The organism is Polaromonas sp. YR568 (assembly GCF_943369675.1).
GTDB lineage: Bacteria > Pseudomonadota > Gammaproteobacteria > Burkholderiales > Burkholderiaceae_C > Polaromonas.
Map to the genome: position 1 here is coordinate 1 of NZ_CALROB020000051.1, position 16493 is coordinate 16493.

7 protein-coding genes and 1 pseudogene are annotated in these 16493 nt (G+C 66.1%); 2 read left to right on the top strand and 6 right to left on the bottom strand.

Annotation, left to right across the window (positions count from 1 at the left end; genetic code table 11):
* Positions 1-9257, bottom strand: a 9257-nt coding sequence (locus ACLV8F_RS21175) for a filamentous hemagglutinin N-terminal domain-containing protein (protein ID WP_411886180.1), incomplete at its 3' end; no start/stop codon positions are given.
* Positions 9258-9311: 54 nt separating this feature from the next.
* The gene (locus ACLV8F_RS21180; RefSeq protein WP_411886181.1) at positions 9312-10991 is read right to left on the bottom strand and encodes a ShlB/FhaC/HecB family hemolysin secretion/activation protein; all 1680 of its coding nucleotides are present in this window, start codon (positions 10989-10991) and stop codon (positions 9312-9314) included.
* A gap of 582 nt (positions 10992-11573) precedes the next feature.
* Between ACLV8F_RS21180 and ACLV8F_RS21185 the strand changes: the two are divergent.
* Positions 11574-11735: pseudogene (locus ACLV8F_RS21185) on the top strand (substrate-binding domain-containing protein); the annotation flags it as partial.
* A 21-nt stretch (positions 11736-11756) separates the two neighbouring features.
* On the opposite strand, the gene ACLV8F_RS21190 reads toward ACLV8F_RS21185, so the two are convergent.
* From ACLV8F_RS21190 to ACLV8F_RS21200, 3 genes are all read right to left on the bottom strand, one after another.
* Positions 11757-12209, bottom strand: coding sequence for a RidA family protein (locus tag ACLV8F_RS21190; RefSeq protein ID WP_411886182.1), 453 nt, complete (start codon positions 12207-12209; stop codon positions 11757-11759).
* A 117-nt stretch (positions 12210-12326) separates the two neighbouring features.
* Entirely contained in the window at positions 12327-13295 is a 969-nt protein-coding gene (locus ACLV8F_RS21195; protein WP_411886183.1) for a tripartite tricarboxylate transporter substrate binding protein, read from the bottom strand.
* 58 nt (positions 13296-13353) lie between these two features.
* Positions 13354-14550: a pyridoxal-phosphate dependent enzyme gene (locus ACLV8F_RS21200; RefSeq protein WP_411886184.1), complete on the bottom strand. Its 1197-nt coding sequence runs from the start codon at positions 14548-14550 to the stop codon at positions 13354-13356.
* A gap of 82 nt (positions 14551-14632) precedes the next feature.
* Here ACLV8F_RS21200 and ACLV8F_RS21205 point away from each other — a divergent pair, with 82 nt between their 5' ends.
* Complete coding sequence (locus ACLV8F_RS21205) at positions 14633-15574, top strand: LysR substrate-binding domain-containing protein (RefSeq protein WP_411886185.1); 942 nt, start codon at positions 14633-14635, stop codon at positions 15572-15574.
* Here the strand turns inward: ACLV8F_RS21205 and ACLV8F_RS21210 are convergent.
* Positions 15558-16493, bottom strand: a complete 936-nt coding sequence (locus tag ACLV8F_RS21210) for a transglutaminase family protein (RefSeq protein ID WP_411886186.1) — start codon at positions 16491-16493, stop codon at positions 15558-15560. The genes ACLV8F_RS21205 and ACLV8F_RS21210 overlap by 17 nt on opposite strands.

Consider the following 16493-nt stretch of genomic DNA (forward strand, 5'->3'; position numbering starts at 1 on the left):
AGGCCCTTCATACGGCCGTCGCTGGTATTGCCCGCAGCCTCGCTTTGTTGCTGCACGGCCTGCATGGCGCTGATGACCGGGGAGACGACCTCAAAGCTCAGGCCTGATTGCTTGAACTTCTGCTCCGCCACCGTCTGGCTGGTTTCGCGAGCTTCGACGATGCCCACCTTCTTGGCCACGATGGTGATGTCACCGCCCGGCGCCTGCACGTCGCTGCCGATCTGCTTGTAGGAATTGCCGGCCTGCAGGTTGATGTTGCCGCCTATGCTGCCCACGGTGCTGGCGGCGGCGGTGGTACCGGTGGTTCGCTGGTCAATCGATTGCTCTTGTGAGCCGATGGTGACGCCGACTCCACCGCTGCTCATCAAGCCCGATTCTTTGGTTTCCTTGAACTCACTTGATTTGCTGGTGTTGGTCGCGGCCTCAATGGTGAGGTTCCGTCCAGCTGCCAGCGTGGTACCGGCATCGCTGATGACGTTGGAGCCGGTTACGGTGATGTCATTGCCAGCCACCGCCGTGACGGTTTTGCCGCCGAAACTGGAGCCCACCGCGTTGGCCTGTTCGCCGCTGCGGCGCTCGGTGGTGCTGGTCGAGTTGAAGAAATCGCCGTCGTTGCTGGTCATGCCGAAGCTGGCGCTGTTGGTTTGCCGGCCGTTGGTGATGTTGATGTTGTTGCCGGCGAGGGCGATGAGGTCGCCTCCGGCCTGCACATTGGCGGCTTTGGCGTTGAGGTCGCGGCCGGCGGCCAGAGTCAGGTTGCCGGCGGCCTGGATCTGGCTTCCCACGTCGGCGCTTTGTCGGTCTTCTAGGTAGTCGGTGCCTACGCCACGCACGATGCTGGCGCTGCTGCTGGTGGAGACGGTCCCGAGATTGAGGTTGTTGACGGCCTGAACGGTGGCGTCGCCCTGGCTCTGGATCAGGCCGGCAATGACGTTGACGTCGCGCCCGGCGCTGGCGACCAGGGTTCCGTTCGGGTTGGTCACATACAGGCCCGCGATCCGGTCCATGCCGGTGTGGCTGAAGTTGTTGACAGTGCTGCCTTCGGTGTAGTTGCTGGCGCTGCTGGTGGTGCTGGCGATGTTGAGGTCGCGGCCGGCCGTGGCGGTGAGGCTGTTGGCAGCGTCTATCTGCCCGCCTATGTTGTTGAGGTCATTGTTGGCCGCCACATTGACGGTATTGCCGCTGATGCGACCGCCCAGGTTGTTGACGTTCTCGGCGGTCAGGTTGACGATGGTGCGGCCGGCCACTGTGCCGGTGTTGTTGATGTCGCCTGTCAGGTTGAGGTTGGTGACCTCGCCGGCCAGCAGGGTGCCTGCACCGTCCAGATCGCCAGCTTGGGCGCGTGCGTAAACCTGCGGCACCAGGGCCCGTGTTGTGCTCCCATCGGGCAGGGTGATGGTTTGCTCGACCAGCCAGACGATGTCGCTGGTGAGTGCGGCCATTTGCGCGGCGCTCAGGGAGATGCCGGGGCGCAGCTGGTATTGCTGGGCGAAGGTCTTGCCCGCATTCATCAGGGCCTGGTATTGTGCTTCTTCACTGCTGTAGCCGTCCAGGAAGCGCCTGCCGGTGAGCAGCGCGACCTGTTCATTGACCAGGCGCTGTTCGTAGAAACCATCGCCCAGGCGTTTCTGCGTGGCGGCCGGGTCCAGGCTCATGGCCGTGAGCAGGTAGTCGCTGGAGAGCCAGTTGCGGTAGTTGGCAAACGCGGGATCGGTCTCGACCACATAGTTGAGCGCCGGGTTGGGGTTGGTGCGGAACAGGCTGGCCGTGGGCAGGACGGTGTTGGGTGCCACGGTGCGAATCACCACCGGCTGGCTGCCTGGGATGGTCAGGCCGGCCTGCGACAGATTGCCCAGGGATGACGTGTTGCCGGCACTGGCCCCGTTCGCGCTTTGCGCCGCGGCGCCGCCTGCGGAGCCGACGGCCGCCTGCAGCGCAGCGCCGTAGTTGGCGGCGCCTGGCCCGGCGACACCACCAATCGCTGCGGGCGCGCCGCCGACGGGGGCGCCCACGCTGTTGACATTCGCAACCACCTCGATGATGCCGGCACTGCGCGCGGCGGCGCCAGGCGTGCCGATGGCGCCGGGCGTGGCGGTGACACTGCCCACGCTGGCACTGGCCAGCTGCGTTCCTGACGCCAGCCCCTGGCCGGCCGGGGACAGCAGGCTCTGGCTGCGGGCGACGTTGAGCGTGATGGTTTGCGGCACATCCTGCACATAAGGCGCACTGCGGTAGGCACTGTAGTTGTAGTCGCAGCCACCCATGCCGCCACAACCTTCGTCGAAGTTGCTCCACGCATAGGCCGTACCAGTGCGCTGGGCATTGACGCTGATGGTGCGGGCGCTGTTGGTCACAGCCTGGCCGGTGATGTTGAGCGCGCCACCCGCGATGATCTGGCTCTGGTCGTTGACGAGGGATGCGGAGGCGTTCAGGGTCATGGCGCCCGAGCTCAGGATGCGGCCGGGGGTGCTCTGGGTAATGACGGCGCTCTGCGCTGTTGAGGTGTAGTCACGGAAACCCTCGATGGGGATGGCCGTGGCGGCGATGGTGGCACGCGCGTCGTCAATGGCGGCCTGCAAGGCCCGCCATGGGGCTGCTGCGGCTTCCCAGGCGGCAACTTCCCCCGGGTCGGGATTAACAAAGGTGGCGTCGGACTGGTCGCCGTTGCTGCAATTGGTGCCGGGGCAATAGCCTACGGGCTTGGGCGCGGCGGGCGGGCTGCCCGCTGGCACAGTCAGCCCGAAGAGCGCCCATACGGACGGGTCGGGCGGCACGACGGCGACCGGATAGATCACCCCGTTCAGCACCACATCAGGCGTGTTGAACATGCGCTGGTAGACGGGCGCCGAATAGGTGGTGCCCGGCGGAATGACCATGGCTTGCCCGGTTGGCGCGCGGCCGACCAGGCTGCCGGGCGTGGCCCCTAAAAAGATGCCTCCCCCCTGCGGTATCCAGGTCAGCGCGTCCGTGCCCAAGCTCCAGGCACCGTCGGCACTGCTGAACGTGCCCCAGACGGTCACAAACTCCCTGACCGGGCCGCTACCAGCGCCGCCGCCTTGCAGGGCGTAGGAGAAATTAGGGTTGGTGTTGTTGATCTGGCCGGCGTTGATGCCAAGGCCCCCGAGGGACTCGATGGTGCTGCCGCTGTTGTTAACCGTGCCGGCCTGGCCTATGGCATGCCCACCGGCATCCAGCGCCCCGCCGATATTGAGCGCATTGGCTCCGGTGCCGCTGCTGAAGATCAGCGCGCCGTTGCGGTTGTTGACGCTGGCCGCGCCTATGTCCAGGCGCTGGCGCGCGGCGATGGTGGCGGCCACGCCGTTTTCCGCATCGTTGTTCACGGTGGTGGCCGCAATGCCCACGGTGTCGCCGTAAATGCGCCCGGTGCCCAGGTTGTTCAGGGTGACGGTGTTGATCTGCGTGTTCACGCTGTCGATCAGGCCGCGGTTGATCAGGGTGTGGACGTCGGTGGCGGTCAGTTTGAGGGTGGAAGCGGCCATCTTGCCGGCGGCGCCGTTGTTGATGGTGGCGGCCGTGACGTCCAGGGTGGCGCCGGCCTGCAGCGTGCCGTTGTTCGTCAGGGTTCCCAGGGTGGTGACAGTGGCATTGTTGGCGGCGCTGACTTCGCCCGTATTGTTGAAGTCTGCGGTGAGGTCGACCTTCAGGTCCTTGCGCGAAAGGACTTTGCCGTCGCCGCCCAGGCTGGCGGCCTTGATATTGGTGTTTTTCCCCGCGATGATGGTGCCGGCCGTGTTGGTGATGGCCAATGAGCGGATGGCAGCGTTGTCCTGCACCGTGGCGGTGTTGCCGGCGCTGATGAGGCCGGCGTTGTTGTTGACGGTGCCGCTGCTGGTGAGCGTGGCGTTGTTGTCGGCTCGGATGGCGCCGCTGTCATTCGCGATGGTGGTGGCGGTGACGGTGACGTTGTTGCCTTCGATGCCTTGGTTGTTGTTGCCCAGTGTATTGCTGTTGACGACGGCGGCGCCGCTGAGTGAGGCGGTTCCCGCGCTGCGGACCAGGCCGCCGGCATTGTTGATGGTGCCCGTGGTTGTGAGAGAGACATCGCCGAGTGCCTGGACCTGGCCGCCCTGGTTGTCAAAGCCGGTCCCGGTGACGGTGACCGTGGACTCGCTCACGACCAGGCCGCCGGCCGTGTTGCTGGCATTCGCCGTGTTGGCGGTCAAGGCACCCTTGGCGCCGATAAAGCCCGCGGCGTTGTTGAGCGCGCCCGTGCCCAGGATCATGGCGCCCTGGCTGCTGAGGCCGCCCGCGCCGTTCGCATAACCTGCGGCATTCGTGTTCGTCAGGGTTTGGCCGTGGGTGTTGATGCCTAATGCGCCACCGGCCTGGACCAGCCCTTTGTCATTGTTGAGGGCGCCGGTTTGCAGCGTGGCGCCCTGAACGGCCGCAATGGTGCCTTGCACATTGTTGAGCGCCTGGCCGTTGGTCTGGAGGCTGACCGTGTTGCCGGTAATGCTGCCGGCCGTCGCCTGGCCCGCCGCTTTGGTGTTGCTCAGGCCGCCGTTTGTCAGCGTCGTGCTGCCGAGGGCTTCGATGCGGCCGCTGTCGTTGGTGGTGGCGCCTGTGGTGGTGACTTGAAGCGTGTTTTGCACCGAGGCGACGGTGCCTCGGGTGTTGTCGAGGCTGGCGGCGGTGACGGCGGTATTGCCGTTGGCGGCGACCAGGCCCTGGGTGTTGGTGGCCGCGCCCGCGACGGTCGCGGTGAGGGTGGTGCCTGCTGTTACCTTGCCCAGGTTGTTGTTGAACGTGCCGGCGTTGATGGCGGCGGCGCCGCCTGCTGCGATCTGGCCGTTCGCACTGTTGTCCAGTGCAGCGGTGGTGGTGACGTTCAGGCTGGACGTGCCGGCGGCCTGGAGCAGGCCGCCCTGGTTGTTGAGGCTTTGGGCGATGACAGTGGTGTTGCCCTTGCTGGCGATCTTGCCTGCGCTGTTGTCAAGAGCCGCAGTGACGGTGATGCCGGTGGCATCCGTGCCGGTCTGTATGATTTCGCCGGCGTGGTTGTTGAGGCTGGCGGCGGCGATGGTGATTTGCCGGGCCGTGGTGCTGGCGCTGTCGTGGTTGACGGCGCCGGCGTTGAGCGACAGGGCACCGCTGCTGGTGGTTTGGCCACGCTGGCCGTTGACGGTAGTGGCCGTGATGCCCAGAGTGCCGCTACCTGCATGCTCAATCTTGCCGTCGATATTGGTGAGCGTGTTGGCGGCCAGTGTGAGGTTCCGGCTGTTGGTGGTGATGCGGCCGGAAGTGTTGTCAACGGCGCCCGTGGGGGAGGTGAGGGCGATGGTGGTGTCGCCGGTGCCGGTCTGGATGATCTGGCCGCTGCGGTTGCTCAGGTTGGCCACATCCAGATTGAGCTGGCCCGCGTTCAAGATGCCGCTGCTGTTGTTCAGGGCCTGGGCATTGTTGGCCTTTGCGGTAAGGCTCAAAGCGCCCGCAGTGGACACCGTGGCGTTGCGGGTCGTGATGTCGCCGCTTGTCGCCGTGGCGCTGATGTTGGTGGCACCGAACTGGCTGCCGGAGAGGTCCACATCGCTGCCGCTCAGGGTCGCATTGCCCGCGGCCAGCATCTGCCCGTTGGCGGCAAGGCCTTGGGTGGTGCTGATGTCCAGCTTGCCGCCGGCGGCCAAGGTGCCGTCGGCTTTGATGCCGGCGCCCAGGATGCTGCTCGCAGCGCTGCCCAGGCTGTTGGCCCTGACGGTGGCGTCGCCTTGTGCGGCAATCAGGCCGCTGCTGGTGACGGCCCCGCTGGCGGTGAGGGTCTGGTTGCCGGCCGCATACAAGCTGCCGGTGTTGCCGACGTTGGCCGCATTCACGCCCAGGTTGGCGCCTGCGTAGATGTTGCCGCCAGTATTCTGGATATCCCCGACGGTGAGCGTGGCATTGCCGCCGGCCTGGAGGGCGCCCCGCGTGTTGTTGATGGCGCCGCCTGCCAGCGTCAGGTTTTGGGTGGCGCCAAGCACGCCGTCGGTATTGTTCAGTTGCGTGCCGGCGGTGACAGTGGCGCTCTGGCTGGAGGCGATGCGGGCCTGTGTGTTGTCCAGGGTGGCGGTGCTGACGGTGGTGTTGCCGTTGCTGGCGATGACGCCGCCGGTGTTGTCTATGCTCTGGCTGGCCGTGATGGAGGCCTGGCCTGTGCCGGTCTGGCTGATCTGCCCGGCCCGGTTGCTCAATGTGGTGGCGTTGACGCTGAGTTGCTTGGCGGTCAGCGTGGCGTTGTCGTGGTTGATCGCGCTTGCACTGACGTTCACCGCACCATTGCCGATGACCTGGCCGCGCTGGCCGTTCAGGGTGCCGGCCGTGATGGCCAAGGTGCCGGCACCCGCGTGTTCGATCTTGCCGTCGGTGTTGGTCAAGGTCTGCGCCACGAGGCCCAGGTTCTGACTGTTGGTGGCGATGTGGCCGGCGCTGTTGTTCAGGGTTCCCGTGGGGGATGCCAGCGTGATGGCGCTGTCGCCCGTGCCGGTCTGGAGGATCTTGCCGCCCTGGTTGTTGAGGTTGGAGGCATCCAGCGCGAGCTGGCCCGCGCTCAGGGTGCCGCCGCTGTTGTCCAGGCTCCGGGCACTGCCGGCTTTGGCCGTGAGGCTCAAGGTGCCCGCAGTGGAAACCGTGGCATTGTGGGTGCTGATGTCGCCGGCCGTCGCGGTCGCCGTGATACTGGCGGCGCTGGCCTGACTCTGCGAGAGATCGACGCTGGCGCCGCTCAAGGTGGCATTGCCCGTGGCGAGCACCTGGCCGTTGGCGGCCAGGCTCTGGGTGGTGGTGATGTCGAGCTTGCCGCCCGCGGCCAGTGCGCCATCGGCCTTGATGCCGGCGCCGAGCACGCTGCCTTGCGCGCTTTGAAGGCTGCCTGCGGTGATCCGGGTATTGCCCTGGGAGGCCACCACGCCGCTACTCGTCAAGGAGCCACTGGCACTGAGGGTTTGGTTACCGGCCGCGTAGAAGCTGCCGGTATTGCTGACGTTGGCCGCGCTCGTATTCAGGTTCGCGCCCGCGTAAACGCTGCCGGCCGTGTTCTGGATATCGCCCACGGTGAGCGTGGCATCGGCGCCGGCCTGGAGCGTGCCCCGGGTATTGTTGACGGCGCCGCCTGCAAGGCTCAGGTTCTGGAGGGTGGCGAGCACACCGTCGGTGTTGTCGAGCAGGGCGCTGGCCGTGATGGTAGCGCTCTGTTCCGCCGCAATACTGCCCTGGCTGTTGGTCAGCGTGGCCGTGCTGAGTGCCGCGCCGCCTTTGCTGGTGATGCTGCCGCCGGTGTTGTCTATGCCCTGGCTGGCCGTGATGGACGCCTGGCCCGTGCCGGCCTGGGTGATCTGCCCTCCGCGGTTGCTCAGGGTGGTTGCATTGACGGTGAGCTGGGCGGCGGTCAAGCTGCCACTGTCTTGATTGATGGACGTTGCGTTAAGGGTCACGGCAGCGTTGCCGCTGATCTTGCCGCGCTGGCCACTCAGGGTGGCGGCAGTGATGTCCAGCGTCCCGGCCCCGGCGTGTTCAAGCTTGCCGTCGGTGTTGATGAGGGTTTGCGCCGAGACCGCCAGGTTGTTCCCACTGCTGGCGATGCGGCCCTGAGTGTTGTCCAGCACGCCTGCGGGTCCGGTCACCGCGATGGCCGTGTCCTGGGCACCGGCCTGGACAATCTCACCGCCCTGGTTGTTGATGCCGGTCGCGCTGAGCCGGAGCTGGCCTTCGGCGGTAAGACTGCCGCCCTGGTTTTGGACCTGCCCCGCTTCAATGCGCATATCGCCCTGCGTGCGCAGGGTGCCGCCCTGGTTGCTGACGCTGCCGCCGGCGACATGGAGTTGCCGCAGGCTCAACGTGCCGGTGTCGTTGTTCAGGCCGTTGCTGGTGCTCAGGTCCATGGCACCGGCGGCGTTGATGCGCCCCGCATCGTTGTTCAGGGCGCCGCCGATGCGAAGTACGCCGTCGGCCAATGTTACGGTCGACGCGCGGCCCGTGCCGCCGGAGGCCGGGGTCCCGGCGGCGGGCGTCTGCCCGATCTGCCCGCCCGCGGCGTTGGACACGCTCTGGCTTTGCAGGCTCAGCGCCTGCGCCCCCGTCTGCTCAATGCTGCCGCCGCGATTGACCAGGCTGGCCGCGCTGATGTCCAGGCGTGCGGCACTCAGGCTGCCCGCGCTGTTGTCAAGCGCCGCGGAGGTGTCGATCATCAACGTCTGGCCAGCGCTCAACTGGCCGCTGTTGCTGACGTTGCCGCTGGCTTGAATCAGGGTGTTGCCCTGGGCCTGGATGAAGCCCTGGTTGTTGACACCGCCGTTGATCTGGAACAGGGCATTGGCCGCCACACCGATAGTGCCCTTGTGAACGATGTCCAGGCCGTCTTCGGTGCCCTTGAAGGTGATGGAATTGACGTACATGCCGGACAGCACGCCCGCGTCCAGCGCAAAAGCCGGCCTGGCGCCGGTCCCGGCAATCGGTGTCGCGCTGTTGGGGTCGGCAGCGTTGACCTGGTTGGCGCCGGTGGTGATCTGCAACTGATCGGCAAAAAGGCCGGCATTGATCGCCACGGTCCGCGCAAGAATCTCGGTAAAGCCTGCCGTGCTGGCATCCAGGCCCAGCCCGGTGATGCTGACCATGCCGCCCCGCACACGGTAGCTGTCGATGCCGCCGCCGCTGTTGAAGTCCGGTGTGCCGGTGGTCAGGGTAACTCGGTTGGCGTTGATAAACCCCCCGCCGTCGACCTGGATGCCGGAGGGGTTGGCGATGATCACACTGGCGCGCTGGCCGGCGACTTCGACATACCCGCGCAGCAGGCTGGGGTTGCTGGAGTTCACCTCATTGAGGATGACACTGGCGGGAGCGTTCATCCACGGGTTGCCGCCGACAAAGCCGCCGAGCTGGGTCTGCACGGCGGTGCGGCTATTGTTCAGGATGACGCCGTTGCGCTGGACGTCGAACTGGCTGTAGGTATTTCGGGAAACCCCTGCGGCATTCGGCGTCTGGATGTTGATGAGTGGCACGCCGTTGGGGGCGGCCAGCACGGTGGCGCGCTGGTTGCCCGGGGCGGTGGCGTCAGCCCTGACCTGCGCTTCGGCAAGCGCAAAAAACGCGATGGCGGCATAGGCGCAAGCGGCCAGCGCCGCAGTGACCACGGCCGCAAGCACCGGATGCCTGGAGGAACTCGCCTCGCCACCCGAAGTCTTGCCCTGCGCCGTCGCGGTTTCGGCCACGGCCATGCGCTGGCCGCGTTTGGCGTTGAAGATGATGCGGTGCAGGTTTTTGTTCATGGGGAAAGCCCGGCAGTCAGGGGATAAAGGTGGGAAGGCGGAAGGGTGATTGGCTTAAAAGCTCGCATTCAGCGAGAAACCGGCCGTATAGCGCGGCGTCTGGAAGAGTTCGGGCTTCTTGACGGGGGCGCCTACGAAGAGGTCGTACTGCAGCTTCCCGAGGGCGCCTCGCAGGCCGAGCACGGCGCCGGTCAGGCTTTTGCCGACACCGAATTCGGTGCTGGGGCCGCTCACCCGCCCGTGGTCCAGGCCGATGTAGAAGCTCTGGCCGGAGTCGCCCAGCGGAATGTTCAACTCATTGCGCAGGGACCAGCCGCTGTCGCCCGCGAGTGACGATTCCCCGTCGAACCCGCGGATGCTGTGGCGCCCGGCAATGCCGAAACGGTCTTGCGAGGTGAGCGGTGTGCGATGGTGCTGCCCGCGCAGGCTGGCGGTGTAGCTGAGCTTTTGCTGCGCAATCTTGAAGGGCACGGTCAGGCTGGCGTCCATGCTGACCAGTGCGAAGCGGGACGTGCCTTCGCCGTTTTGTTCTTCAGGGGCCGTCAGCGAACCGAAGGCGCCGGTGCCGCGCTTGTACGCCAGGTTGCCTTCCAGAATGGCGTCGGCGATGAAGGCCTTGTGGCCCAAGCCCAACTCCCAGCCGCCCTCGACCCGGCGCTGAGGTTCTACCTCGGTGCTGTTGATGTAGTTGTTCGAGGCACGTTTCCAGGCTTTGAGGCCGACCGTGGTTTTGCCGCTTGCATTGCGGTAAACGATGCGCGAAAGCTTGACTTCGGCACTGTTGCTGTTGCCGCTGTAGTCGTTATCTTCAAAAGGGCCGGGCACCAGCTGGTGGTAGTTGCTTTTGCTGACGGTCGCGCCCAGCAGCCAATAACCGAAAGGCACGGAGTAATGCACCACGTAGCCGCGCGTGCCGCGCTCGCCGGCATCGCCGCCGCCCAGCCCTTTGTTCAGCGATACGTAAAACAGGTCGTTGAGTGTCCACCAGTTGTCATAGGACAGCGTGAGGCCGCCCTGGTATTTTCCGGTGGCCTTGGTGCCGCTGTCGTCCAGGGACAGGGATGTCCGGAACGGTTGCGCCTGCTGGTAGCGGATGACCAGGTCGCTGCGGCCGGGAATCCCCTGGACCGGCTCGACCACAATCTCGGCCTGGGCGCTGGGCACGCGCCTGAAGTTCTCGATGGCTTGCTCCATATCGCGCAGGTTCAGCATGTCGCCGGGCTTGATGGGAAGCGCATTCCAGGCATTGCCGCGCGGACTCACGGGTTCCGCAAAGCGGATGGCACGCACGCGGCCCGGAATGACGGTCAGCGTCAGCGCATGGGTTGCTTCGAGGTTTTGCTGTTCAAGCAGAACGCGCGTGGTCGTATAACCGCGTGCCACCAAAGCATCCTGCATGCGCTGGGTCAGCAGGTCGATGCCGGCGGGGCCGATGCAGCGCCGCAGCGGCGAGTCGTCATGGTCCGGGCCGTCCAGCGCCTTGAGCGCCCAGTCCCAATCCGACACACGGCTGGGATCGCCGGCGATAACTTTCAGGCCGACCTGGTTGACGACCTCGCAGCGCTCTTCCTTCGCAAGCTTTGCCGCTTTGGGGGTCGGCGGCGCCGGCCTGAGTTCGTCGCGCGTTTTCTCCTGCTGCTGGCGCAGGATGCGTTCGCGCTCTTGGGCGCGGTTCTGTTCAATGTTGTTGTCGGCGAACTGGGCGTTGGCCGCATAGGGCAGGGCCAGCGCCACTGCGGCGATGAACGGCCAGCACGGGGTACACCTTTGTTTTTTTGAATAACTTTCCTCCACCAACGAACTCCCCGAAATCTTCTTGAGTCATCGACTCGTTTTTTTGAATGGGGCGAAATGTAGGTTGCAAAAGCCCGCGTTGCCTAAAAAAACGATGTGGAAATACCCAAAATCCGCTTCGGATTCGTTCGCTCATAAAGCCACTTCAGACAGAAAAAAACACCTGGTTCGCCGTTCGGACTTTGTCCGCGACGTTTTTAATTTGTGACAGGGTGATTGACTAGCGCCGGCAATTCAGTGTCTTGAATTACGCGCACGAGTCCAGGCTTGACGATCGGTTTTTGGAGGGGTTTCCGGACAGTTTTTTTGACAGCCTGAACGGTATTTGAATTTCTGACGCGCATGCGGCGCGAATGTCCGACCCAGGACATTTTGTGTTTGATTCATCAAACTTTGTTTGCCGTCAACACGATGGAGTCATCGAGAAGTGCCCTCGCAAGTCCGATGGTTAGTTGACTGTTGGGTTGCGCTGAAGTCTGGTCCGTTTGGAGTCAACCCCTCCACACTTATTTCAATACACCCCTCATAGGCCCCGGCCTCACCACCATCGCCCAACCCACCGACGAACTCGGCCGCAGCGCCGCGCATTGCCTGATTGAACGCTTGCAGGGCCTCAATGAGGCGCCGCGTCAGCTGCTGCTGCCAGGGGCGCTCAAGGTGCGCGGCTCATCGCGCGCCGCGTGAGTATTTAAAAGGGGCCGGGGTTCAGCCGACTTCGGCGATCAGCTCGATCTCGACGCAGGCGCCCATGGGGATTTGCGCCACGCCGAAGGCACTGCGCGCATGCTTGCCGGCGTCGCCGAAGACTTCGGCAAAGAGTTCGCTGGCGCCGTTGGTGACCAGGTGCTGCTCGGTGTAGTCGCCGGTGGAATTGACCAGGCTCATGAGCTTGACGATGCGTTTGACCTTGCCCAGGCCGACGGCGCCTTCCAGCGTGCCCATCAGGTCGATGGCGACGGCGCGCGCAGCGGCCTTGCCTTCTTCGGTCGTCATGTTTTTGCCCAGCTGGCCGGTGTGGACCTTGCCGTCCTTCTTGGCGATGTGGCCGCTCAGGAAGACCAGGTTGCCGGTCTGCACAAAAGGCAGGTAGGCGGCGGCCGGCGTCGCCACGGCGGGCAGGGTGATGTTCAGTGCTTTCAGCTTGTCGTAGGCGCTCATGGTGTTTCCCTTTGGTTGAAGGCGGTTCCCGCGGGCGGGGTGTGCAGGGAATTGTAGGGCGGGCCTGCCTGGGCGCGGGCCTGTAGCGGCATGAAAGGAAGTGATGCAGGCCTTGGCTTACTCGGGCTTGATGCCGGCCTTGCGCACCACGGCGCCCCAGCGGTCCACCTCGCTGCGCATGAAGGCGCGCAGCTCGTCGCGGCTTGAGCCCTTGAGGTCTATGCCCAAGGTGGTGAGCCGCTCGCGCGTGGACGGGTGGGCCAGCGCCGCGACGGCTTCGCTGCGCAGGCGCTCGACGACTTCGATCGGCGTGGTGGCCGGCGCCACCAGCGCCCACCACTGGTTGAACTGCATGCTTTCCATGCCGGCTTCGCGGGCGGTCGGCACCTCGGGCAGCGCGGCCAGTCGCGTGTTGCCGGTCACCATCAGGGCCGAAATTTTGTTCGCGCCCAGCAGCGAACTGCCGCTGGCCAGCGTGGCGAAATGCGCGTCCACCTGGCCGGCCGCGACGTCGGTGAGCGCGGGTGCCGAGCCGCGGTAGGGAATCGCGTTGACCTTGATCCCGGTGGCGGTGGCGAACAGTTCACTGGAGAGGTGGCTGATGGAGCCGTTGCCGCTGTGCGCCAGCGCCAGCGGCACCTTGCTGGCGCGGTAGGTTTTGAGGAAGCCCTTGATGTCGCCGTTCTTGTACTGCGCGCCGCTGGCAAACAGCAGCAGCGGCGAGGTGCCGACCATGGAAATCGGCGTGAAGTCGCGCAGCAGGTCATACGGCATTTTGTTGAACACGGCCGGCGCGATCGCATGCGGCAGCTCGACGATGGCGAAGGTGTAGCCGTCGGGCGCTGCCTTGGCGGCGGCCTCGGTGCCGATGCGGCCCGAGGCGCCGGAGCGGTTGTCCACCACCACGGTCTGGCCCATGGTTTCGCCCATGCGCTGCGCGATGGCGCGCGCAATCGCATCCGTGCTGCCGCCGGGGGCCCAGGGCACGATGAGGCGCAGCGGTTTGTCGGGGTAGGCCGCGTGGGCGCCGGCTGCCATCAGGCTGGCGCAGGCAAGGAGCAGGGTGGTGAGCAGTCGGGTCTTCATGGAGGAATCCTTTGCAGTCTGGGGGTATCGGTTCAGGGAATCAAGGAGGTGAAGGCAATCACGGAAAGACGTCCAGCGTGTCGCGGTCGCCCTTGGCGGTCAGCAGCAGCAGGGCATGGTCGGCAGGCGCTATCTCGCCGCGCGCGCGCAGCTGCGCCAGCGCGCCCACGCAGGCGCCTGCGCACAGCTCCACCCACAGGCCTTGCGCGGCGAGTTGCGCGCTGCCCGCGATGGCGCCGGCATCGTCAACCACCACGGCGCCGCCGCCCGACTGGCGCACGGCCAGCGCCTGCTGCAGCGTGACGGTGCTGCCGCCTATGGAAAACTGCGCGGTCTGCCCGGCGAACTCGGCTTGCGGCGAGGCGCCATCCAGCACGCGGGACAGGCGCGGGAAAGGCTCGACTGCCCAGAGGCGCGGCATGCGCGTGATCAGCCCGGCCCGCAGCAAATCGCGCAGGCCGCTGTACACGCCCCACAGCAGATCGCCGCGCGCGGTGGGCACCAGCACGTGGTCGGGGATGCAACCGTCGGCCACACACTCAAACGCGACTGCGCGGTAACCTTCGACGCCGAAGGCCGGGCTGCCGACGGCGGGCACGCTGTAGTTGGTCAGGGCAAACGCGCCGTCTTGCTCGACGCGCCGGCGCAGGTGCTCCCAACGCCCGAAGCCGCGCTCGAACACCAAGCGCTTGGCGCCCAGGCGGTGCAGTGCGCGCGCGTAAGGCTCGGGCATGTCGTGGTAAGTCGCGATCTCGCAGGGCAGGCCGGCCGCCGCGCAATACGCCGCAGCCGACACCGCCGCGTTGCCGCTGGAAGCCAGCACCACGGTTTGCGCGCCCACGTCCAGCGCCCGGCTGACGGCCTGGGCCGACATGCGGTCCTTGTGCGAACCGGTGGGGTTCATGCCCTCGTGTTTGGCCGACACCTGCTTCAGGCCGAAGGCACGCGCCAGGCGCGGCAAATCCAGGCAGGGCGTGTCGCCTTCGCCCAGCGAGACGCCCCGGGTATAGGGCAGCCAGTCGCCCCACTTATAACCTGTGCTGGCGGTCTGCAGGGTCTTGGGCAGCCCGGCATACACGGCCTCCAGGCTGGCTGGCGTGCCGGCTGCCGCGCAATGCGGGCAGCCGGCGGGCAGGTCGTGCAGCGGATATTCGCGGGCACAGTGGATGCAACGCAGCCCGGCCAGTTGCGGGTTTCGGCTGACGGCGCTAAAGGCCGGTGCCTTGGGGCGGGAGTCGGAAGAAGCGGAATTCATGAGGCCCATGGTACGAAGGCCAGGGCTCGCCGTGCGCGGCTTGTTTGCGATTTAAAATAAGTAAAACTTATAGGGGACGGCCATGGCCGAAGCAAGCGCGCGCCAGATCGAGGTCTTTCGCATGGTCATGCGGCTGGGCACGGCCAACCGCGCGGCGGCGGCCCTGCACGTCAGCCAGCCGGCCGTGACGCAGCTGCTGCAGCAGCTCGAAGCGCGCGCCGGGCTCAAGCTGTTTGACCGGCCCAAAGGCAAGCTCACACCCACACCTGAAGCGCATGCGCTGATGGAAGAGGTCGAGCGGGTCTACGAAGGCCTGGAAGCCGTGCAGCGAAAAATCGTGGCCCTGCAGTCGCATGAGGACACGGTGCTGCGCATCGGCTCGCTGCACGCCATGGCCGCCAGCGTGATGCCCTGGGCTTTGGCCGAATTCCAGCGCAGCTACCCGCGCACGCGCTGCCTGCTGCTGGTCGACAGCTCCAAGGTGCTGCGCGAGGCGCTGTTCCAGGGCGCGGTCGACCTGGCTTTCCTGGGCGACGAGGCCGACACCAGCGGCCTGGTGTCGTCGATGTTTTACCAGGCGCCCGCCGTCTGCGTGATGCCTGCCGCCCATCCGCTGGCGCGCAAGCAGCTGCTGCAGGCGCAGGACCTGCAGGAGGTGCCGCTGGTGGGCCTGTCGGCGTCCGACCCGGCGCAGCGGCGCCTGGAGGCGGCGCTGGACCAGGCCGGCGTGCAGCCGCGCTTTGTGATTGAAACGCCGTACAGCGCGACGCAATGCGCACTGGTGCTGGCCGGCGCCGGGCTGGCGGTGACCAACCCGCTGGTGGCGCGTGAATACCTGGCGCTGGGCCTGCGCAGTGTGCCGCTGGCGGCTGATGTGTGGTTTCGCGCCTTGCTGGCCTTCAAGCCGCTGCAGGCGCAATCCGGCGCGGCGCAGGAGTTTGTGGGCTTGTGCCGGCGGCGCCTGGCGGGCAGCCTGCCCGAGGGCTCGGTACTCGGGGAGCCGGCGCTCAGTTCCCCGTCGTAAGAGACTGGGCGTCGGTCTCAGGCAGAGGCTCCACCGTCACGGCCACGTCCAGGATGTGCTGCGCGCCGCCGCGTATCACGCCGCGCATGGGCGAGACGTCCAGGAAGTCGCGGCCCGTGGCCAGCGTGACGTAATCTTCGCCCGGCGCGCGGTTGTTGGTGGGGTCGAAGTCCAGCCAGGTGCCCACGCCCGGGCAATAGACCGAAGCCCAGGCATGCGAGGCGTCGCTGCCGACCAGGCGCGGCTGGCCGGGCGGCGGGCTGGTGAGCAGGTAGCCGCTGACGTAACGCGCCGGCAAACCCATGGCGCGGCAGCAGGCCACCATGATGTGGGCGAAATCCTGGCACACACCCTTGCCCTGTTTGAGGGCTTCGAGCGCAGGTGTGTTGACCTCGGTGCTTTCGCTTTCGTAAGTCATGGCGTTGTGGATGCGCTCCATCAGGTCGCGTGCCGCTTCGGGCAGCGGCCGGCCCGGCAGGAAGCTGGGGCGGCCGAATTCGACAAAGGCGTCGTCGCGCGGCACATAGGGCGAGGCGAACAGGAACTCGGAGGCACTGTCGTAGGCCGCGCCCGCGCGGTAGCGAAACTGCTCGCGCACCTGTTCCCAGGGCGGCGATGCGCCTCGGCTGGTGGAAAGCGAAGCTTCGGACTGCAGCGGGTTGAGGGCCGAGGTGGAGACCACGCTGTCGGCCACCACGGTCAGGCTTTCATGTGCGGACTGCAGCGAAAAATAGCTGCGCGTATTGCCGTACACATCGACGGTGTCGCGCAGCTGTACGGGCATGGGGTCTATGCGCAAGTCGTAGCGCAGCAGGCTCTGGCCGTTGCGGCTGGCGGGTTTGAGGTGCACCACGTGGTGGGCGTTTACCACCGCCGGCGCATAGCGGTAACGGGTTTCGTGGACGACGTGAAGCAGCAT

Coding starts and splice junctions, on each gene's coding strand:
- ACLV8F_RS21190 (WP_411886182.1), bottom strand. CDS start 12,209: ATGAGCGCCTACGACAAGCTGAAAGCACTGAACATCACCCTGCCCGCC.
- ACLV8F_RS21210 (WP_411886186.1), bottom strand. CDS start 16,493: ATGCTGCTTCACGTCGTCCACGAAACCCGTTACCGCTATGCGCCGGCG.
- ACLV8F_RS21195 (WP_411886183.1), bottom strand. CDS start 13,295: ATGAAGACCCGACTGCTCACCACCCTGCTCCTTGCCTGCGCCAGCCTG.
- ACLV8F_RS21200 (WP_411886184.1), bottom strand. CDS start 14,550: ATGAATTCCGCTTCTTCCGACTCCCGCCCCAAGGCACCGGCCTTTAGC.
- ACLV8F_RS21205 (WP_411886185.1), top strand. CDS start 14,633: ATGGCCGAAGCAAGCGCGCGCCAGATCGAGGTCTTTCGCATGGTCATG.